The organism is Pareuzebyella sediminis, assembly GCF_008367235.1.
Taxonomy (GTDB): Bacteria; Bacteroidota; Bacteroidia; order Flavobacteriales; family Flavobacteriaceae; genus Pareuzebyella; species Pareuzebyella sediminis.
Genome location: NZ_VTZS01000001.1, coordinates 1,016,647 through 1,029,309, shown reverse-complemented (window position 1 = coordinate 1,029,309; position 12,663 = coordinate 1,016,647). Strand labels below are relative to the sequence as shown.

Below are 12,663 nucleotides of genomic sequence, written 5' to 3'. Positions count from 1 at the left end.
GGGATTGATTATTAGGAGAATTTTTTGGTAAGGTCTTCGATATATTTTCGAAACTGTTTGTCTGTTTCTGCCAGATTATCTACGGTCTTGCAGGCATGAAGAACTGTAGCGTGGTCTCGTTTTCCAATTTGAGAACCTATACTGGCCAATGAAGCCTTAGTGAATTTTTTAGCAAAGAACATGGCCAATTGCCGGGCTTGTACTATGTGGCGTTTACGTGTTTTTGATTGTAAGGTCGCCACGTCCATTTCAAAGTAATCGGATACCACCTTTTGTATGTAATCGATCGACACCTCCCGCTTAGTATTTTTCACGAACTTTTCAACCACGAGCTGTGCTAGCTCTATGGTAACCTCCTTTTTATTGAAAGAAGATTGGGCAATCAATGAAATAATGGCACCCTCGAGTTCTCGTATGTTTGTTTTGATATGCTTAGCTACATAATCGATAATCTCTTCAGGCATTTCAACGCCATCCCGGTAGAGTTTGTTCTTTAGAATGGAAACCCGTGTTTCATAATCCGGATTTTGTAATTCGGCCGATAGACCCCATTTAAACCGAGATAGTAATCTTTGTTCTATATCCTGCATATCTACCGGCGCCTTGTCGGAGGTCAAAATCACCTGCTTCCCATTTTGGTGCAGATGATTGAAAATATGGAAGAACACATCTTGAGTGCCTGATTTTCCGGATAGGAACTGAACGTCATCAATGATCAAGACATCAATAAGCTGGTAAAAATGAATGAAATCGTTGCGCGTATTTTTCTTTACCGATTCAATGTATTGCTGGGTGAACTTTTCAGCTGAAATGTAGAGCACGGTACGTTCTGGGTATTTGTCCTTGATTTCAACCCCTATAGCGTGTGCTAAATGCGTTTTGCCTAAACCAACACCTCCAAAGACCAATAAGGGATTGAACGAGGTACCGCCTGGTTTGTTCGCTACGGCCATACCGGCAGACCTTGCCAACCTGTTAGAGTCACCTTCGAGAAAATTATCGAAATTATATCCCGGATTGAGTTGAGACTCAATTTTAATATTGCGTATTCCAGGAATTACGAAGGGATTTTTTAATTCTGGATTTTTTGACTTTACAGGTACATCCATTTCTTGTGGCCCCATGCTTCCACGATTTGTACTAGGTATTTTCTCGGTAAATGGCTCTTTATTGCCGTACGTATTCTCCATTCGAATAATGTACACCAACTTTGCTGTATCGCCAAGTTCTTTGGTAAGGGCTACCTTAAGTAATTTGACGTAGTGTTCCTCAAGCCATTCGTAGAAGAATTTACTTGGTACCTGAATGCTCAACGCATTGTCGGAAAGCTTTATGGGCTTGATGGGCTCGAACCATGTTTTGAATGCCTGCGGTTGTATGTTGTCTTTGATAAAAGCTAAACAATTGCTCCATACGGAATTAGCAGTGACACCCATTTTTAAAGTTTCTCTTAATTTAGTTGGTTAGCGACTTCGTAAAATAACCAAAAGCACTCGAAGCTGACGCACTTTCTTGATGAGGCAAATATGTGAACAAAAAAGCTAAAAAAAAAATGAAAAGGCTATTGAATTTGCCCTTTTTTTTTCGCATGTTGATAGCTACATAAACGAAATCATTTAAATATATCGTTTTTACCTGAATTTCTATGGATTTTAACAGAATATCTTTCCGAGTACGCTACGGTGAAACGGATAAAATGGGCGTTGTCTATCACGGGAACTATGCGCAATACTTAGAGATGGGAAGGGTTGAATGGTTACGGCAACTTGGAATTTCGTACAAATCATTAGAAGAAAAAGGTATTATTCTTCCCGTAATTTCTCTACGAATGGATTTCAAGAAATCGGCCTATTATGACGACCTGATTACGGTAGAAACAATCCTGAAAAATAGGCCATTGGTCAAAATAGAATTTGACTACAAAATATACAATCAAGATAAAGAAGTACTGATGGTGGCGAACACCGTTTTGGTTTTTATGGACGATAAGACAAAGCGTCCAATTAGATGTCCTGATTATGTATTGGAAAAGATAGAGAAATAAAAGTAGAAAAAGTTAAGTCGAAAAGACCCCAACCCCTTTGATGGCCTTAAATAGTCTTCGCACCTCTGCCGCATCGTTTTTTCTAACCGAGATAACGAGTTCACATGCCAAATCAAGTTGTTGGCTATGTATGGTCACCTTTTGCTGCTTAATCGTGCGCATGATAATGTTGATGTTCTCGTACTGAAAAGATAGTTTGATATATTCTTTAAGGGTCTTTTGGATTATTTTAGTGCCTTCCAAGCTCATCTTGGCAGCTTGTCGATAGGCAGCGATCAACCCTCCGGTTCCTAGTTTTGTTCCACCAAAAACACGGGCCACTATTACCAGAACATTAGTAACCCCGAAGGATTGTATTTGTCCATAAATGGGCATTCCAGCGGTATTGGTAGGTTCACCATCGTCGTAAGCTCTATAGCTTACGGGTTCAATGCCTAACTGCCAGGCATAGCAGATATGGTTTGCTGTGGGATGTTTTTTTTGAATTTTTTCGAGTAGGGATTTTATCTCATCTTCAGTAGAAATAGGGTAGGCATATCCAAAGAACTTGCTCTTTTTTTCTTTAAAAAGAATTTCCGACGAAGGTTGGCGAATTGTGTAGTACAGATCCTCCATTAGAATAGGGCTACAATGACTATGCTGAGAATGGCCAGAGCAATGCCGGCCCAGTTCATAAGGCTGATTTTTTCCTTGAACAACAGAATGCCAAGTAACGTTGAGAACATGACAATGGCTACGTTGTTGATAGTGAAAATAGAGGCACTATTAAGGGTTTCGTTCTCAAGGGCCTTCAATAAAAAGTAGATTGAAAAATAGTTAGGTATTCCCAGCGCAATACCCCCTAAAATATTTTTTGAATTAAATTTTAACGGCTTTTTTAAGCTCTTGATACTTAACATAACAGTTCCTGAAAAGGCGGCCGAACCGAATACGGCCGCTGAAAACAAAGGGTACTCGTTTTCATTGATATACATCTCTTGAATGTATTTAATACTCGTATCGATAATGCCCGAACCTAAGAACACTAAAACGGGAAACACTAAAGATGCCTTTTGTACGATTAAAGATTTTTGTTTGATCGAACTAAAATAGACGGCTGCCAAGGCCAAAAAAATGCCGAATAACTTAAGTGCCCCCAATTCTTCTTTATATACCACCACACCAAAAAGAACAGGGATTACCAGAGACATTTTTGTGGCGACCGATGCGACTGAAACCCCCGACCGCTGGGAGGTAATAGCCATAAGGTTGAAGACTACGATGAAGAGTACCCCTAAAAGTAAAGTCCCCCAAAACCAAGGTTTATCGATAATAGTCTTCCAATTCCCTCCGTCATTATATAATATAAAACCCATGGTGCCCGCAATAAAATAATTGACGACGATGGCATAAATGGTTTGTACCCCATGTTTTGAAAAGAGCTTGAAAATGACAAAAATAAGGCTTGATGCTAGAATACTTAACGCAAGATAGGCCATGCTAGAGTTTGTCTTTTAATTCGACGATATCATCTTGGCCTACATTGAGGTGCCAGCACTTAATACCTAATTTCTCGGCCGCCTCCACATTCTCCTTAGTATCATCTATAAAAAAAGTTTCTTGGGCATTGAGTCGGTTTTCATCGAGCACAAACCTGTAGATCTCGGCATTGGGTTTACGCATCTTAATTTCATGTGAGAGATAAAATTGCTCAAAGGCATTTTTGAAGCGCTGAAATTTTTCAGAACCTATAATCTTCTCGACATGTGGAATGTGTAAGGCGTTCGTATTGCTCAAAAGAAAAAGACGGTAAGTTCCTTCATTAGCTAGGTTTTCGATGAATTGTAATCGTTCGTCGGGAAAATCCAATAGCATCGAATTCCAAATACGAACCAGCTCTTCTGAATCCATGGCCGGTATTAAAGAAGACATTCCGTCGATAAACGATTCCGTGGTCATTGCACCTATCTCAAACGCGTTGTTCAAAGCTATCATTTCAGGGCTTACAATTTTTTCGCCTCCGAATTTTTTAAGTTGTCTAAAAACAGCTTGCTTGTCAAGATTGATGAAGACATCCCCAAAATCAAAAATAATATTCTTAATCATCGCTTCTGTAAATTTTGAGTTCGTCCGAACCTACCATAGATGTACAGGTCAAGGTGCCCGAATGAACAGGTGCTTCAATTCCTTTTTTAAAAAAAGCATTTCCTGTAAAAACTCGGGCCTCGTCCCAGGCATGGGCGGCAATGAAGGTCTGTAAGGTTTGAGCCCCCCCTTCAACTATGAGGCTTATAATATAATGTCTGTAACAGATTTCAAAAATTTGGGGTACCAACGCTTTGGAATAATCGAGTAATTCGAAAATTATCTTCTCTGCATACCGATCTGTCTTTTTTATACCCGTCAGTACAATTGTGGTAATAGTACCATCAAAAACATGATGGCTACGTGGTACTTTCAAATCCTTATCGATGATTATTCTAATGGGATTCTTTCCGATCCAATATCTAGCGTTGAGCTTTGGATTATCTTCCAATACCGTATGTGTTCCTACCAAAATAGCCTGTTCTTCGGTACGCCACTTATGTACTAATTGTCGAGAATTGGACTGGGTTATCCAAAAGGGGCGGGGGGTTGCATCTCGCCTATGACGTTCAGGAGCAATAAAGCCATCAGCGGTTTGCGCCCATTTTAGAATGACATAAGGTCGTTTTTTGGTGTGAAAACACAAAAATCTTCTATGATGTTCGCGACACTCCTTTTCCAATACCCCTGTAATAACATCAATTCCGGCACTTCGAAGTTTTCGAATACCCTGACCGGATACCTTTTCATGAGGGTCGGTAAGCCCGATTATAACATGAGGTATCTTAGATTTTATAATCAAGTCGGTACATGGTGGCGTTTTGCCAAAATGACAACAAGGTTCTAAAGTAACATAGAGCGTAGCTTTGCTTAAAAGGCTTTTGTCTTCTACCGATGCAATGGCATTCACTTCGGCGTGCGGTCCTCCATAGGCACTGGTGAAACCTTCACCGATTATTTTTCCGTTGTATACCAATAGGGCGCCCACCATTGGGTTGGGAGCGGTCGTTCCTAACCCGTTCTTTGCAATTTCGATGCACCGAAGCATATAAAATCTGTGTATATTCACACGGTAAAAATAGGATATTATTCCATGGAAACCAGTGTTGATACCATTCGCCGGATACGACCCGAAGATAACCCTATAGTGGCCAGCTTGATACGTGAGGTCTTGGTCGAAATGGGAGTGCCTAAAGTAGGAACCGCCTATGCCGATAAGGCATTGGATCGAATGTACGAACAATATAGTGGGCCAAGGTCGGTATATCTGGTGGTAGAAGATCAGGGCAAGATTCTTGGATGTGCAGGAATCGCACCCCTGGAGCACTACAATGGCAATGTCTGTGAACTGCAAAAAATGTACTTTCACAAAACGATAAGGGGTAGGGGATTAGGTTCAAAAATGATACAATCATGTTTCGAATATGCTAGAAAATTTGGATTTGAACAAGTGTACCTTGAAACGATGCCTTTTATGAAAGCTGCCCAGCGCCTGTATGTCCGATCCGGCTTTGAATACATTGATGCTCGGTTGGGTCATACCGGCCATTTTTCATGTAATGTATGGATGCTAAAAGACCTAATTTAATATTTCCCAAAACCTAAGGTATTTAAGATATTTGCTCCAAGTGAAAACCAATTGAAGTGCAGTTAAAGGCAATCAAGAATATTTTTCATAAAGAACTCAAAGGGATATATCCTAAGGAAGAAATTGATAGTTTCTTTTATCTTCTCATAGAACACTATCTTCATCTAGAGCGCTTTGTATTGACGCTACAGCCCAATTTGGTAGTTACGAAGGGTGAAGAAGAACCGTTGTTCAAGGCCCTCGCACAATTGAGTAATCATCGACCGGTTCAATATATTATCGGGAGTACCACCTTTATGGACATGAATTTTATGGTGAACGAAAATGTACTTATTCCTCGGCCGGAAACCGAAGAATTGGTACGATGGATCATTGATGATTTGAATACGAAACCGAAGAAGGACGAGCTTAAGGAAATACGGGTGTTGGACATAGGAACAGGGAGTGGCTGTATTGCCATCTCACTTGCAAAGCACCTCTTTAAGGCTAAAGTGGTGGCCGTCGACATTTCGAGGGATGCTTTAAAAATAGCCAAAAAAAATGCCCTATCGAACGACGCCAATATTGACTTCGAGATCATGGATATACTCGCAATCGGTACTTCAGGAGGGCAATACGATGTTATTGTTTCTAACCCTCCCTATGTTCGGGAGTCGGAAAGAAATGTCATGCGCGAAAATGTTTTGGATTACGAGCCTGCGACCGCACTTTTTGTCCCTGACGAGGATCCTTTGGTCTTTTACCGGGCAATTATTCAGTTTTCAAAAAATAATTTGGTAGTAAAGGGGCGGTTATTTTTAGAAATCAACCATTATTTAGGGGAGGCGATCGTAACCCTTTTGAAACAACATAATTTTTCTGAAATTGAACTGCGAAAGGATATGTTCGGAAACGACCGTTTTATAAAATGTAGGTACGGCCGTTGAAGAAAACTTAGTCAGCAAAAAATTCAATACAAGGTATATGAAAAGTATAGCGGTCTTTTGTGGTAGCAGAGAAGGAAATGATCCTTATGTGCTAGAAATTGCCACCGAACTCGGAAAGACCCTTGCGAACAGACATATAACATTGGTGTACGGAGGTGCCAAGATCGGGGTGATGGGCAAAGTGGCAATGGGCGCCCTGAATAACAGGGGTAGGGTGATCGGTGTTATCCCCGATTTTTTAATGCATCGTGAAGTAGTTCATTCCGGGTTGAGCGAATTGATCGTTACTAAAAATATGCACGAGCGAAAGTTGAAGATGCATGAACTCTCTGACGGTATTATGACCCTTCCCGGTGGGTACGGAACTTTAGAAGAGCTTTTTGAAATGATAACATGGGCGCAATTGGGGCTTCATAAAAAACCCATAGGTATCTTGAATATCAACGGGTTTTACGACGATCTGATTAAAATGTTGGAAAAAATGGTGAACCAAGGTTTTCTTAGACAAGCAAATTTTGAAATGCTTTTGGTAGCGGACACGATCAATGAATTAGTAGTGAAAATGGAAACTTATCGGCCTTCGCCCAAATCAAAAAAGATTACTAAAGAGCAAATATAATGACCGATCAACAAAAAATAGAAGCCTTACGTGACGAACTAAGAGCGCATAACTACAATTATTATGTGCTTGATAACCCGGTGATATCAGATTATGAATTTGATCTTAAACTCAAGGAATTACAGGTCTTGGAGGAAAAACATCCAGAATTTTACGACCCGAGTTCACCTACTTTGCGCGTTGGTGGCTCGATAACCAAAAATTTTGAAACGGTCGTTCATAGCGAGCGAATGTACTCCTTGGACAATTCATACTCCAAAGATGACTTGGAAGATTGGGAAAAGCGCATCCAACGAATTTTGGGGGATTCTAACGTCGAGTTCACTTGTGAGCTAAAATACGATGGAGCCTCTATAAATCTTAGTTACGAAAACGGAATAATGGTAAGGGCGGTCACTCGCGGCGATGGTTTTCAAGGGGATGACGTGACCACCAATGTGAAGACCATTAGGTCCGTACCCTTACAACTCAAAGGGGAGTTTCCGCTAAAATTTGATATACGTGGTGAAATCGTACTGCCTTTCGAAGGTTTCGCAAAGATGAATGCAGAGCGCGTCGAGAGCGGCGAAGAACCTTATATGAACCCTAGAAACACCGCTTCGGGAAGTCTTAAATTACAGGATAGTTCAGTGGTGGCACAACGACCATTGGATTGCCTTATGTACGGCATAGTTGGACAAAACACCGGGATATCCACACAGTGGGAAATGTTGGAGAAAGCCCGCGAATGGGGTTTCAAAATTCCTTCGACCGCCAAATTGTGCAATTCAACGGACGAGGTAGTGGCTTTTGTCGATTATTGGGATACCCGTCGTCATGATTTGCCCTATGAAACCGATGGTGTCGTCATAAAAGTAAATAGCCTGCACCAACAAGAAGAACTGGGCTTTACCTCAAAATCGCCTCGTTGGGCAATGGCCTACAAGTTTAAGGCCGAACAAGTTGCCACCTTGCTTAACGAGATCACTTATCAGGTCGGCCGCACGGGATCGATTACCCCTGTCGCCAACCTGTCACCGGTACTTTTAGCAGGAACTACTGTAAAAAGAGCTTCTTTGCACAACGCAGATCAAATAGCAAAGTTCGATATTCGTGAGGGAGATACCGTTTTTGTGGAAAAGGGAGGGGAGATAATTCCCAAGATTGTGGGAGTAGACTTCACCAAACGCTCCCCTGATTCCGAACCAACAAGGTATATAGAATTTTGTCCCGAGTGCGGTACACCGTTGACCCGCACGGAAGGTGATGCGAAACACTATTGTACCAATTACTATGGCTGCCCGCCCCAGATTACAGGCCGTATTCAACATTTCATATCGCGCAAGGCGATGGATATCGAAGGTTTAGGGAGTGAAACCGTAGAACAGCTTTATCAGGAAGGTTTAATCACGAACTATGCGGATCTGTACACCTTGACCAAAGAGCAATTATTGCCTTTGGAGCGCATGGCGGATAAATCTGCTGAAAATCTGGTGGCCGGGGTGACCGCATCTATCGAAATTCCTTTTGAACGGGTTCTGTTTGCCCTTGGGATTCGTTTTGTGGGCGAAACGGTCGCTAAAAAATTGGCGAAGGCCTATAAGAATATAGATGCGTTGATGAAGGCAAGTGTTGATGAACTTACCCAAGTGAATGAGATAGGGGAACGTATTGCACAATCGGTCGTCGAATTCTTTAAGAACGAAAAGAATCGGGAAATCGTGGCCCGCTTGAAGCAGTATGGACTGAAATTTTCTCTATCGGAAGAGCAATTGGAAAACCAAACCGATAAGTTAAAAGGGATGACCCTTATCGTATCCGGTGTCTTTGAAAGCGTGAGTCGGGATGAACTTAAAAAAATGATTGAAGATAATGGAGGTAAGGTAGGTTCAAGTATATCTTCAAAAACTGCTTATTTGATTGCTGGCGACAAAATGGGGCCGAGTAAGCGGAGTAAAGCTGAACAGCTGGGAATTCCAATAATTTCCGAAAAAGAATTCTTCGAAATAATTTCATGATAAGCCTCTGAGCAGACTAAAGCCATGGACGAAGAGGTCAGAAATAGCAATCCTCACCTATTTATAGTAAAATGGGTGAGGATTATTGATTTTTTAAACCGTTATTATAAAGGCTTACGACCTGATATGAGGTTGTAAAGAATAACGATAACGGCAATAACGATTAAAATGTGGATAAGGCTATTAGTCGCTAGACCGGGTACTACCCCTAACATTCCTAAAAGCCAAACGATAATGCAAATGACGGCAACAAGCCAAAGAAGACTTCTCATAATTGATTATTTATTTTGAATTGTTTCCACTAAATAAGAGAAAATACAGGTAGAGGAATGACGTTATTCATGAAATAAATGATGCAAACGCGGGGCATATGTCAATTTTTCGATGTTTCTAGCCTCTTCGAAGTTTAGACCACACATACGTAAAAAGGAAGGTGTTCAGAAGAAATAGGTACTCGGCGAAGTAGGTATTCTTTCCAAGGCCAAGATTCTTGTATAGTATGAAGCATCCTATAAAATTGAATGCCATAAAAACTATGATGCCGAGTGATTTTGAGGCCGTAGCAAAAAGTTCTTTATGAAATCTCCTTGAAAAAAAATAGCTTAAATCTTTATCGAACAGTTGAAAAAAGACGGGCCAAATTAGAAGTAGAGGTAACGTAAAAAGTCTCGATTCCCGAGCAAAGGCCGTTAGTAAGACGATAGGGGTGTTTATAAAGGCGGTGAGCAAAAAGGCTTTAACAAACATATTTTCCGAGAGCGTATTAGATCGTTTTGGAGGTACAAAAATCAAACACAGATAAAAGCTCAGTGTAAAATGGATCGATAAAAGAGATTCTGATGTATTCTTGAAGCTCTCAAAATTTTCCAAGAAGCACGAAAATCGACTCCCTAATTCGAGCTGAGTTTCCTCTAACTGTTCATTTGTTAGGATAAAAGCCCCAATGTAAATACCATATATGAGCACAGGAGCCAGTAGCATTCCCCACTTTTGGGAGACATTAAAAGAAATGTTTTTGTCAATGTTTCCTTTTACTGCAAAGAGAAAAAACGCTGGAAGGAGTAATATGCTCGTTTCACGAGCGATGAGTGCCAGACTAAAAAAAAGAACGAAAAGAGCCCATTTATCCTTAAAATACGAGATTATGGCCAAAAATATGAAACAATACTGCAGTGGCTCGTCGTAACTAAAAATAGGAGGGAAGAAGGCGAACAAGATGGAAAACGATAAAAAGTAGACAATCATATTCAAAAGCGCCTGCCTACGGGTGGCCTTGAGATCGAGAGCGAGTTTGAAGAGAAGCAAACCACTTAGAAATAAGAAACAAAAGTTCACAAAGATAAAAGCAAAACCGGCCCTCACCCCAAAAAGCTCAATAGTGCTGTCGATGAGAAAGCTCGTCAAGGGCCTTCGTGCAAAGGGGGGGAGTTCTTTATGGTATTCTATTTGCGATTTCAAGAAAACATGTGAAATACGAGTATTGTTCTCGTTCAGCATGCTGTCCATATTCGGGGCCATGTGTATGGCCAAAATCAAAAGGGTCAGGAGAAGCGACACCAGATAGGGGAGATACTTTGCACGGTACGGTATTTTTAGCTTTGAAATGGTCACACTAGCATGATTGGTTTGGTGAAATTAGGTATTTTTGAATTCCAAGTAGTAGAGGATTATTAAAATTAAAAGGATGCTGGATTCCTATTCCAATTTTGTCAAAAGTTTAGAAAATGATAGACCCGAAGAGCATTGGTCGGAGCCTTTGAAGGCCATGTGGCACGCAGAGAAGGGTAATTGGGAACGCTCTCACGACATTGCTCAAGACCTACATACCACTATAGGTAGCTGGATACATGCCCATCTGCATCGCCAAGAAGGCGATAAGTTTAATGCCGGATATTGGTATCGCCAGGCCAATCGTAAATACCCTACAAATACTTTGGCTGAAGAACGTAGAGAAATCACGGAGTACTTGCTTGCTTAAGGCCTTTGCAAATTTTTAAAGGCTTTTTGAGAAGCAAATGCTATTTTCCACACCTTTGTATTGCCCGTAGTTTGGAATCACCTTGTATCCGTTCTTCGTATACAGGGCTATGGCCTCCGGTTGCCTCTTACCTGTTTCCAGAACACAATTTTTATAACCCAATGCTCTAGCCCACCTTTCTAAAAATTTTATGATTTTTGAGGCTACTCCGTAGCCACGGGCCTCTGGTAGCACGAACATTCGTTTCAATTCCATGCTATCAACATTGAATTCTTTTAAAGCCCCGCATCCGACAGGTTCCTTGTTCCTATAGGCCATCACGGCATAGCGAATATCAGATATACTGTTGAACTGATTATAAAATTCATGTTGCCCACCATCCCTTTGGGCAAGTTCATGGTCAAGTTGGACTACCAGGTTGATAAAAGCTTCGTTTTGAGTATTGGTACGGTGAATCGTAATCATGGCCGTTACATTCGATTAGACCGAAATTGAAATTCCTTTAGCTTGGGGAGAGGTATTTCGATTATCGAAATAAAAGTCGATACGGCCAAGATTAACCCCATAACAGCCGACCTGGTTAACGAGGGTCTTCAAACCTTTTCTGTTTTGAACAATGGTTGGTTTGTCAAGAAAGGTGTGGGTATGTCCCCCAATAATAAGATGCGTAAAATTCAATAAGGCCGCAAGTTTCAAGTCGCTAGGCCTATCTTCTGTTTGGTAATCGTACCCGATATGTGATAGGCAAATTATAAGGTCACATGCTTCATTTTCCTTTAAAATGCGTTCGGTATCTTGTGCCATCTCGTAGGGGTCTAGATATTTCGTCTCCTTAAACAGTTTTTTGGTCACCAACCCGTCAAGTTTGATGCCAAGTCCGTACACTCCAATTTTAATGCCGTCAAGAGTGTAAGTCTTGTAAGGGGCAACTTGGCCGTCCATTAAGGTATTGCTGAAATCGTAATTGGCCGAGAGCATAGCAAATTCAGCATTTGGAATTTGAGCAAAAAGACCTTCAATACCATTGTCAAAGTCATGGTTGCCAATAGTCACTGCGTCATATTTAAGCATGCTCATTAATTTAAATTCCAGCTCGCCCCCGTAAAAGTTGAAGTAAGGTGTTCCCTGAAAAATATCACCAGCATCGAATAAAAGTGTATTAGGGTTTTCCTTTCTGATAGTTTCGATGAGCGACGCTCTTCTAGCCACCCCCCCTAAGTTGGGATATTCGGAATGATTACTGGGGAAAGGGTCGATATGGCTATGTACGTCGTTAGTGTGTAATATGGTCACTTGTCTTTGTTCGGCCGCACAAGACTCTATAAAAATACCCCCTAGACCGATGTATGCTCCTGAGACCGATGTGTTTTTTAGAAAAGCTCTTCTTTTCATATTTTTAATTTAAACGAAGTGTTGATCCGAACGTAAGAGGGGTCAACCGAATATA

15 protein-coding genes are annotated in these 12,663 nt (G+C 41.0%); 6 read left to right on the top strand and 9 right to left on the bottom strand.

Going from position 1 to position 12,663, the window contains the following annotated elements:
* Nucleotides 1-11: 11 nt before the first annotated feature.
* Nucleotides 12-1,436 carry a chromosomal replication initiator protein DnaA gene (dnaA, locus tag F2B13_RS04310; protein WP_149276045.1) on the bottom strand — a complete coding sequence of 475 codons (1,425 nt, stop codon included), beginning with the start codon at nt 1,434-1,436 and terminating at the stop codon, nt 12-14.
* Nucleotides 1,437-1,645: 209 nt separating this feature from the next.
* Between dnaA and F2B13_RS04305 the strand changes: the two genes are divergently transcribed.
* Nucleotides 1,646-2,044 carry an acyl-CoA thioesterase gene (locus F2B13_RS04305; RefSeq protein WP_149303344.1) on the top strand — a complete coding sequence of 133 codons (399 nt, stop codon included), beginning with the start codon at nt 1,646-1,648 and terminating at the stop codon, nt 2,042-2,044.
* A 12-nt stretch (nt 2,045-2,056) separates the two neighbouring features.
* Here the strand turns inward: F2B13_RS04305 and F2B13_RS04300 are convergent, their stop codons facing one another.
* The 4 genes from F2B13_RS04300 to ribD are packed head-to-tail and all read right to left on the bottom strand — an operon-like array spanning nt 2,057 to nt 5,156.
* On the bottom strand, nt 2,057-2,659 hold the full coding sequence (locus tag F2B13_RS04300) for an IMPACT family protein (RefSeq protein ID WP_149303342.1): 603 nt from the start codon (nt 2,657-2,659) through the stop codon (nt 2,057-2,059).
* The gene (locus tag F2B13_RS04295) at nt 2,659-3,522 is read right to left on the bottom strand and encodes a DMT family transporter (RefSeq protein ID WP_149303340.1); all 864 of its coding nucleotides are present in this window, start codon (nt 3,520-3,522) and stop codon (nt 2,659-2,661) included. Before F2B13_RS04295 ends, F2B13_RS04300 begins: the two co-directional genes overlap by 1 nt.
* Nucleotide 3,523: 1 nt before the next feature.
* A complete protein-coding gene (locus tag F2B13_RS04290) occupies nt 3,524-4,129 on the bottom strand; it encodes an HAD family hydrolase (RefSeq protein WP_149303339.1) in 606 nt (201 codons plus the stop codon).
* Entirely contained in the window at nt 4,122-5,156 is a 1,035-nt protein-coding gene (gene ribD, locus F2B13_RS04285) for a bifunctional diaminohydroxyphosphoribosylaminopyrimidine deaminase/5-amino-6-(5-phosphoribosylamino)uracil reductase RibD (protein WP_232625190.1), read from the bottom strand. Before ribD ends, F2B13_RS04290 begins: the two co-directional genes overlap by 8 nt.
* 45 nt (nt 5,157-5,201) lie before the next feature.
* Here ribD and F2B13_RS04280 point away from each other — a divergent pair, with 45 nt between their 5' ends.
* Genes F2B13_RS04280 through ligA form a run of 4 tightly spaced genes read left to right on the top strand, consistent with a single transcriptional unit; the run spans nt 5,202 to nt 9,238 of the window.
* Entirely contained in the window at nt 5,202-5,696 is a 495-nt protein-coding gene (locus F2B13_RS04280) for a GNAT family N-acetyltransferase (protein WP_149276039.1), read from the top strand.
* A gap of 56 nt (nt 5,697-5,752) precedes the next feature.
* Nucleotides 5,753-6,622, top strand: coding sequence for a peptide chain release factor N(5)-glutamine methyltransferase (prmC, locus tag F2B13_RS04275; protein WP_149303336.1), 870 nt, complete (start codon nt 5,753-5,755; stop codon nt 6,620-6,622).
* Between the two features lie 37 nt (nt 6,623-6,659).
* Nucleotides 6,660-7,241 (top strand): LOG family protein, encoded by a 582-nt coding sequence (locus tag F2B13_RS04270; protein WP_149303334.1) that lies wholly within the window; start codon nt 6,660-6,662, stop codon nt 7,239-7,241.
* The gene (gene ligA / locus F2B13_RS04265) at nt 7,241-9,238 is read left to right on the top strand and encodes an NAD-dependent DNA ligase LigA (RefSeq protein ID WP_149303332.1); all 1,998 of its coding nucleotides are present in this window, start codon (nt 7,241-7,243) and stop codon (nt 9,236-9,238) included. The genes F2B13_RS04270 and ligA overlap by 1 nt, the downstream gene beginning before the upstream one ends.
* A 104-nt stretch (nt 9,239-9,342) precedes the next feature.
* Here ligA and F2B13_RS04260 read toward each other — a convergent pair whose 3' ends face one another.
* Entirely contained in the window at nt 9,343-9,510 is a 168-nt protein-coding gene (locus F2B13_RS04260) for a lmo0937 family membrane protein (protein ID WP_149276035.1), read from the bottom strand.
* A gap of 118 nt (nt 9,511-9,628) precedes the next feature.
* Entirely contained in the window at nt 9,629-10,849 is a 1,221-nt protein-coding gene (locus tag F2B13_RS04255) for a hypothetical protein (protein ID WP_149303330.1), read from the bottom strand.
* A 73-nt stretch (nt 10,850-10,922) separates the two neighbouring features.
* Here F2B13_RS04255 and F2B13_RS04250 point away from each other — a divergent pair, with 73 nt between their 5' ends.
* Nucleotides 10,923-11,216 (top strand): hypothetical protein, encoded by a 294-nt coding sequence (locus F2B13_RS04250; RefSeq protein ID WP_149303328.1) that lies wholly within the window; start codon nt 10,923-10,925, stop codon nt 11,214-11,216.
* A gap of 15 nt (nt 11,217-11,231) precedes the next feature.
* Here the strand turns inward: F2B13_RS04250 and F2B13_RS04245 are convergent, their stop codons facing one another.
* Nucleotides 11,232-11,681, bottom strand: coding sequence for a GNAT family N-acetyltransferase (locus F2B13_RS04245; RefSeq protein WP_149303326.1), 450 nt, complete (start codon nt 11,679-11,681; stop codon nt 11,232-11,234).
* Nucleotides 11,682-11,696: 15 nt separating this feature from the next.
* Nucleotides 11,697-12,608 carry a metallophosphatase gene (locus tag F2B13_RS04240; RefSeq protein WP_149276031.1) on the bottom strand — a complete coding sequence of 304 codons (912 nt, stop codon included), beginning with the start codon at nt 12,606-12,608 and terminating at the stop codon, nt 11,697-11,699.
* Between the last annotated feature and the right edge of the window lie 55 nt (nt 12,609-12,663).

Bases quoted from the DNA above. Each gene is read 5' to 3' on its own strand.
- dnaA (WP_149276045.1), bottom strand. From the start codon at position 1,436: ATGGGTGTCACTGCTAATTCCGTATGGAGCAATTGTTTAGCTTTTATC.
- F2B13_RS04305 (WP_149303344.1), top strand. From the start codon at position 1,646: ATGGATTTTAACAGAATATCTTTCCGAGTACGCTACGGTGAAACGGAT.
- F2B13_RS04300 (WP_149303342.1), bottom strand. From the start codon at position 2,659: ATGGAGGATCTGTACTACACAATTCGCCAACCTTCGTCGGAAATTCTT.
- F2B13_RS04295 (WP_149303340.1), bottom strand. From the start codon at position 3,522: ATGGCCTATCTTGCGTTAAGTATTCTAGCATCAAGCCTTATTTTTGTC.
- F2B13_RS04290 (WP_149303339.1), bottom strand. From the start codon at position 4,129: ATGATTAAGAATATTATTTTTGATTTTGGGGATGTCTTCATCAATCTT.
- ribD (WP_232625190.1), bottom strand. From the start codon at position 5,156: ATGCTTCGGTGCATCGAAATTGCAAAGAACGGGTTAGGAACGACCGCT.
- F2B13_RS04280 (WP_149276039.1), top strand. From the start codon at position 5,202: ATGGAAACCAGTGTTGATACCATTCGCCGGATACGACCCGAAGATAAC.
- F2B13_RS04270 (WP_149303334.1), top strand. From the start codon at position 6,660: ATGAAAAGTATAGCGGTCTTTTGTGGTAGCAGAGAAGGAAATGATCCT.
- ligA (WP_149303332.1), top strand. From the start codon at position 7,241: ATGACCGATCAACAAAAAATAGAAGCCTTACGTGACGAACTAAGAGCG.
- F2B13_RS04260 (WP_149276035.1), bottom strand. From the start codon at position 9,510: ATGAGAAGTCTTCTTTGGCTTGTTGCCGTCATTTGCATTATCGTTTGG.
- F2B13_RS04250 (WP_149303328.1), top strand. From the start codon at position 10,923: ATGCTGGATTCCTATTCCAATTTTGTCAAAAGTTTAGAAAATGATAGA.
- F2B13_RS04245 (WP_149303326.1), bottom strand. From the start codon at position 11,681: ATGATTACGATTCACCGTACCAATACTCAAAACGAAGCTTTTATCAAC.
- F2B13_RS04240 (WP_149276031.1), bottom strand. From the start codon at position 12,608: ATGAAAAGAAGAGCTTTTCTAAAAAACACATCGGTCTCAGGAGCATAC.